Raw genomic sequence first — 6,009 nt, 5'->3', positions numbered from 1 at the left:
AACGTTAGAAAAAGAATTGATCATACAACCGATTGTTGTTTCAAGCCCCCATCGGTCAATAATTTTAAGTGTAGATGAAAAAATGTAGTTTAATAATAGGGTTGTTTCTGGGATGTTTATCCTACGCACAAGAATTTTCAGCACCGGTGCAGAATCAATACCTTGCCGATAATCCATATCTCATATCCTCTGCCTACGCAGGGATAGGAGATTGCTGGCAGGTGCGCGCCTCTGGTTTTGAGCAATGGGTGAGTATCGAGGATTCTCCGGGCACACAGTCCTTATCTTTTGATGGAAGAATCTCAGACCGCTCAGGTATTGGTGCTATTCTGTTTAATGACCAAAATGGGTTTACAACGCAAAAAGGAGTACAACTTTCTTTTGCGCATCACTTAACGCTGAGCGAGTATGATAATATGTATCTTTCTTTTGGGTTAAGTTATAAGTTTACACAGTTTGGTATTGATGCTAACGAGTTTAATAATGGAAACCCGGATGAACCTATGAATCCCGGACTTGCAGATGTAACCGTAAACAATTCCAACTTTGATATTGGTTTCTTATATCGTTTTGGTCGGTTTTTCTTTAGTGGGAATGCGGTAAACTTGTTACAGAAGGAAATAGATGATTTTAATCCTACAGAACCTTCTACGATACAGAATTATTATATGTATACCGGCTATACATTTTTTCACCGATTTAGTAATATAGAGATCGAACCTTCGGTTTTATACCAGAATTTTGCTGGAGATGGACGTAGTACGGCTGATTTGAATCTCAAAGTGCGAAAAATGCACGATACAGATTACTATTGGGCTGGATTAAGTATCCGTTCGCTCGTAGATCAGAGTTTTAAGCCGCTTTCGGTTTCTCCTATGGTGGGAATAAAGAAATTTAATTTCTACGTAGCCTATGCGTATCAAATTAACGTGAATGAGGTTTTACAGCCAAGTACGGCAGCAGGGTCACACATGATCACGTTAGGGTTTGATTTTGGATGTCGTCAAAGTAAATGTGGATGTACCTATTAAATCTATTAACCACAACTTAAATTTTGAACCCTTTGCTGTACAGCAAAGGGTTTATTTTTTGAATGATAGTGTAAGAAAATACTTTTGTCTCCGGTAAGGTCGAGCGGAATCGAAATCTAAATCTTTTTATGATATTAATCAAACTAGCCCCTGGATTTCTGTGGTTCGAGCGCAGTTGACCAGTCGAGAAAAACGCTTTAGTCTAATGCATCACTAGCCGTTTACCACATACAAACCGAAAATGGCCACCAAGAAATAGCAGGTAATGGTTAAGGCACCCGGATAATCTTTTGCCACCCGTTGACCAAATAAAAGGGCAAGCAGGGTAATACAAGAGATAAACATAGCGAACGTCGCCACATACGTCTCTCCGGAAAATATCAAAAATGTAACACCCAGGATACAACCTACAGCCGCAATAAATTCTAAGACTAATATAATACCTAACAATAAAGGCACCTGTTTTGCAAGTATGGTATTTTCAAAATGTTGCTTCAGCCACGTGGTATTACCTTTGAAATCGAAGACTTTGTCTAACGCAGATTGTAAAAAGGTTATAAATAAAAATGCCAGTATAGTTATAGGCACAAGGTGAGTAAGAAAATTTTTCATTAGGATATGGATTATTATTGAGATTTGCGATGCAGCAAACGTGTGAGCTGTATGGAGAGATCGGTTAATATAATTTTGGCATTTCCATTACGCTCTATATGAAACATAGCATCTTGCAGTTCGTTAGTAATATCCATAATATTGGCACCATGTACAAAAGGAGCAAACTTTGCAAGATCAAATCCGGGCGTATTGGGTTCAAGAAACACCAGCTCCTGCGCGCCATAATTAAGTAGCATTGCCTGTCTAAAGAAATCAATACAATACTTCAAAAACTTCTTTTGAGTTTCTCTTCCTGCTCCGGCGATAGATTCACTCCAAACTATCAGATCATTGACAGCAGATTTATTTCCTTTTGCTCTAAAAGCAGTTCGAATCCATTGAATGAACCATTCTTCAAACTGATCATCCCCGCCATCGTGATGCAATAAGTGAAGCGCTTTATTATAATCGCCCTCAGCCTGATGTGCGATTTTCGTTATTTCGTTTTCCCCGGCTTCAGATAAGGAAAGTAAAGCTTCCTTAATCACTTCTTCTCCCAATGCAGGAAAATGTACCACTTGACAACGGGAACGGATTGTTTGCAAAAGTTGCTCTTCATTTTCTGTAATCAGAATGAAGATAGTTTTCTCAGGAGGCTCTTCAATTAACTTCAATAACTTATTTGAAGCAGCATTGTTCATTTTATCTGCCATCCAGATAAGCATCACTTTATATCCGCCTTCATAACTTTTTAAGGAGAGCTTTTTGACAACCTGTAAGGCTTCATCAACTCCAATTTGTCCCTGCTTATTTTCGATACCCAAAGAAACGTACCAGTCAAAAATACTTCCGTAGGGAGTTTTAGACACAAAATCCCGCCACTCTTCGGCAAACTGATCGGCAGTTGGATGTTTTTTTACCTTTTGATTTGTAGCCACCGGATATGCAAAATGTAAATCGGGGTGTGCCAAATGATCAAATTTTATATTGCACGCTTTATTGACACCGCCGTTTTCCCCATCAGTATTCCCGCATAAAATATATTGTGCATAGGCAATAGCCATAGGCAATGTGCCACTACCGTTAGCACCGACAAATAGTTGAGCATGAGGAATTCTTCCTCGATCTACACTCGTTGTTAAGTAATTCTTTATATGACTTAAACCTAGAATTTCAGAAAATCGCATGAGCAAATATATTTATTATTACCGGCTCCTTGTCAATCAAGCAAGAAATTATGTAAGCTAATTATCTGATGCTGGTGAATCAACAAAAGATTGCTGTAAATTTTTTGAATTCTTTAATAACTTTTTAGATTAATCCCTTTATTTTCGTTTGCAAATAACCACCGTACAATGAAAACAATACAAGACTTTAATTTTGAGAATAAAAAAGCACTAATCCGTGTAGATTTCAACGTTCCTTTAAATGAAAATAAAGAGGTAACAGACGCCACTAGGATAGAGGCAGCCAAACCAACTATTATTAAAGTTTTGGAAGATGGCGGGAGCGCTGTTTTAATGTCTCATTTAGGCAGACCTAAAGGAGTTCAGGAAGAATACTCCTTAAAACATATTGTTGATAAGGTATCTGATAGCATCGGTGTCCAAGTAAAATTTTCTGAAAACTGTATAGGCGAGGACGCTGAAAAAATGGTTGCTGATTTGGAACCTGGAGAAGTGTTGTTATTAGAAAATTTGAGATTTCATAAAGAAGAAACCGAAGGGGACAGAAAGTTTGCTGAACAATTGGCCAAAATGGGAGATCTATACGTTAATGATGCGTTTGGAACCGCACACCGGGCACATGCATCAACCGCAATTATTGCAGAATTTTTCCCGAATAAGAAGTGTTTCGGAAGCCTATTGGCTAAAGAAATAGAGAGTATCGAAAAGGTGTTGAAAACAGGCGAAAAACCTGTCACTGCTGTTTTGGGAGGATCTAAGGTATCATCAAAAATAACCATCATAGAAAACATCCTTGATAAAATTGACCACCTGATTATTGGTGGGGGAATGACCTATACTTTTATCAAAGCTCAGGGAGGAGCCATCGGAGATTCTATTTGTGAAGACGATAAGCAAGAGTTAGCACTGTCAATACTTAAAAAAGCTGAAGCAAAGGGTGTTGAGGTACACTTGCCGGTTGATGTTCTCGGAGCAAATGCTTTTAGCAATGATGCAGAAACGCAGGTAGTGTCAGTAGATAAAATTCCGGATGGATGGCAAGGATTAGATGTAGGTCCTGAAACTATCAAAATATTTCATGACGTACTTATGAAATCCAAAACGATCCTTTGGAACGGACCTTTGGGAGTTTTTGAAATGGAAAATTTTGCAGAAGGAACTATTGCTCTAGGAAAATCTATAGCCAAAGCAACTGAGCAAGGAGCATTTTCTTTAGTTGGAGGTGGAGATTCTGTTGCGGCTGTTAAACAGTTTGAACTTGATGATGAGGTAAGTTATGTCTCGACTGGAGGTGGCGCTATGTTAGAAAGCTTGGAAGGAAAAACACTGCCAGGTATCGCAGCTATGGAAGAATAGAAAGTCGCTCTAAACGTAAGAAAAGACCTATTAAAAATAGAAATAGTTAAAAACCAGTTATTTAAACTGGTTTTTTTTGGTTTTTAACTAGTGGATTTTTTTGTTTTTGGAAAAAATATACGATTTTAGCACTTATGCAGTTACTAGCTGTATAGTAACGTAAAATATCACACCAAATTTCCAAATGTAGTATGAAAATGAGTCGTTTTTTTAGAGTAAGTATACGTGTATTTCTTTTAATTATGGTTGTCCATGGATCAGCCCAGGAAAAAGAAACACGAGCTTCTAAGCGCAACAAGAAGAAGTCAAAACAAACCGAACAAGCTATAAGTATCGGTCAAATCACTAAAGATACTGTACAAGTTGTAGATACGTTAAGTATCGTAAAAAAAACAGTTCAACATGAAACAACTACAATTACCTTAACAAGTATCAAAGATAGTGTCATAGATGTCGCCAGAGATCACCCTAAACTGGCTGAACTGGATTCGATTTGGAAACAAGAGCTTTACAATTCTGATTTATTTGACACCTTATACAAATCGGTTACCACGCTGGACTACAAACCTGTAGAGTTTGTGGATTTGCCTACCGATACGTTAAAAGCAAGATTGGCAGAGCTCAATGCCAGAACCCCATTTAATGTAGAATACAATCCATCGTTGGAGAGTGTGATAAAGAGCTATCTCAAAAATCGTCACGAACACCTTGAGCGATTGATGGCGCTTAGCGAATTTTACTTTCCACTATTCGAGCAAGAATTAGATAATTATGATATTCCTTTAGAAATTAAATATTTAGCTATTGTCGAATCAGCACTAAAACCAAGAGCGAAGTCCCGTGTTGGTGCTACAGGATTGTGGCAGTTTATGTATGGTACTGGTAAAATGTTCGGTTTAGAAGTGAGTTCCTATGTAGATGAGCGTATGGATCCTTTAATGGCGACTAAAGCAGCTTGTAAATATCTAGCAAGTCTGTATCGTGTCTTTGGAGATTGGGATTTGGCCCTGGCATCCTACAATTCCGGTCCTGGAAATGTAACAAAAGCCATACGGCGTAGTGGCGGGTATACGAATTACTGGAACATTCGCCATAATTTACCTAGAGAGACCGCGGGATATTTACCTGCATTTTTGGCCACTATGTATATTTTTGAGTATGCCGATAAGCATGGATTCCAACCCAAAAGGCCGAAATTTGCATATTTTGAAACAGATACAATCAAAGTTAAGCAAATGATTACTTTGGAGCAGGTGTCTGAAAAAATGAATATCGATATCGAAGAGCTTCAGTTCTTAAACCCTTCTTATAAACTCGATATTATACCTTTTATAAAAGATGAGAACTATGTGCTGAGACTACCTTTGGATAAAGTGGGAGATTTTGTGGCTAATGAAACACAATTATACACAATCGCTAAAGCAGAATTTGATCAGCGAGAGAAACCATTACCGAAGTTTTTTGAAGCAAATGACCGAATCCGATATCGAGTTCGTAGCGGGGATTATCTGGGAAGGATTGCCAGGAAATTCGGAGTACGAGTTAGCCAGATTAAGAAATGGAATCGTATGCGCTCAAATAATCTGCGCATCGGACAACGTTTAACTATTTACCCAAGAAAACCCGTAGTTACGAGAACAGCAACCTCAAAAAAATCGACTGTCGTAAGCACGTCAACAAAACAATATACCGTGCAGGCTGGGGACACTTTATGGAGCATCTCTCAAAAATTTAAAGGGGTTACAATAGAAAATCTTAAAAATTGGAACGATATTAGTGGTACTGGAATAAAGCCGGGTATGAAACTCAAGCTTTCAAAATCGTAACACTAAGTAAACCTT

At 38.1% G+C, this 6,009-nt stretch carries 5 protein-coding genes; 3 read left to right on the top strand and 2 right to left on the bottom strand.

The window, feature by feature from the left end:
- Positions 1–74: 74 nt before the first annotated feature.
- On the top strand, positions 75–1,031 hold the full coding sequence (locus ACJRPK_RS01990) for a type IX secretion system membrane protein PorP/SprF (protein WP_407138197.1): 957 nt from the start codon (positions 75–77) through the stop codon (positions 1,029–1,031).
- A gap of 213 nt (positions 1,032–1,244) precedes the next feature.
- On the opposite strand, the gene ACJRPK_RS01985 is transcribed toward ACJRPK_RS01990, so the two are convergent.
- Both ACJRPK_RS01985 and ACJRPK_RS01980 read right to left on the bottom strand, forming a co-directional pair.
- A complete protein-coding gene (locus tag ACJRPK_RS01985; protein ID WP_407138196.1) occupies positions 1,245–1,643 on the bottom strand; it encodes a DoxX family protein in 399 nt (132 codons plus the stop codon).
- Between the two features lie 14 nt (positions 1,644–1,657).
- Positions 1,658–2,812, bottom strand: a complete 1,155-nt coding sequence (locus tag ACJRPK_RS01980) for an ATP-binding protein (protein WP_407138195.1) — start codon at positions 2,810–2,812, stop codon at positions 1,658–1,660.
- A 168-nt stretch (positions 2,813–2,980) separates the two neighbouring features.
- On the opposite strand from ACJRPK_RS01980, the gene ACJRPK_RS01975 reads away from it, so the two are divergent.
- Complete coding sequence (locus ACJRPK_RS01975) at positions 2,981–4,168, top strand: phosphoglycerate kinase (RefSeq protein WP_407138194.1); 1,188 nt, start codon at positions 2,981–2,983, stop codon at positions 4,166–4,168.
- Positions 4,169–4,365: 197 nt separating this feature from the next.
- A complete protein-coding gene (locus ACJRPK_RS01970) occupies positions 4,366–5,994 on the top strand; it encodes a LysM peptidoglycan-binding domain-containing protein (RefSeq protein WP_407138193.1) in 1,629 nt (542 codons plus the stop codon).
- The last annotated feature ends 15 nt before the right edge of the window (positions 5,995–6,009 follow it).

This window comes from Aquimarina sp. 2-A2 (genome assembly GCF_045505135.1).
Taxonomy (GTDB): Bacteria; Bacteroidota; Bacteroidia; order Flavobacteriales; family Flavobacteriaceae; genus Aquimarina; species Aquimarina intermedia.
Note: the sequence above shows the minus strand (reverse complement) of the source record. Positions and strands in the feature narration are given on the sequence as shown.

Coding starts and splice junctions, on each gene's coding strand:
- ACJRPK_RS01975 (WP_407138194.1), top strand. CDS start 2,981: ATGAAAACAATACAAGACTTTAATTTTGAGAATAAAAAAGCACTAATC.
- ACJRPK_RS01990 (WP_407138197.1), top strand. CDS start 75: ATGAAAAAATGTAGTTTAATAATAGGGTTGTTTCTGGGATGTTTATCC.
- ACJRPK_RS01970 (WP_407138193.1), top strand. CDS start 4,366: ATGAGTCGTTTTTTTAGAGTAAGTATACGTGTATTTCTTTTAATTATG.
- ACJRPK_RS01985 (WP_407138196.1), bottom strand. CDS start 1,643: ATGAAAAATTTTCTTACTCACCTTGTGCCTATAACTATACTGGCATTT.
- ACJRPK_RS01980 (WP_407138195.1), bottom strand. CDS start 2,812: ATGCGATTTTCTGAAATTCTAGGTTTAAGTCATATAAAGAATTACTTA.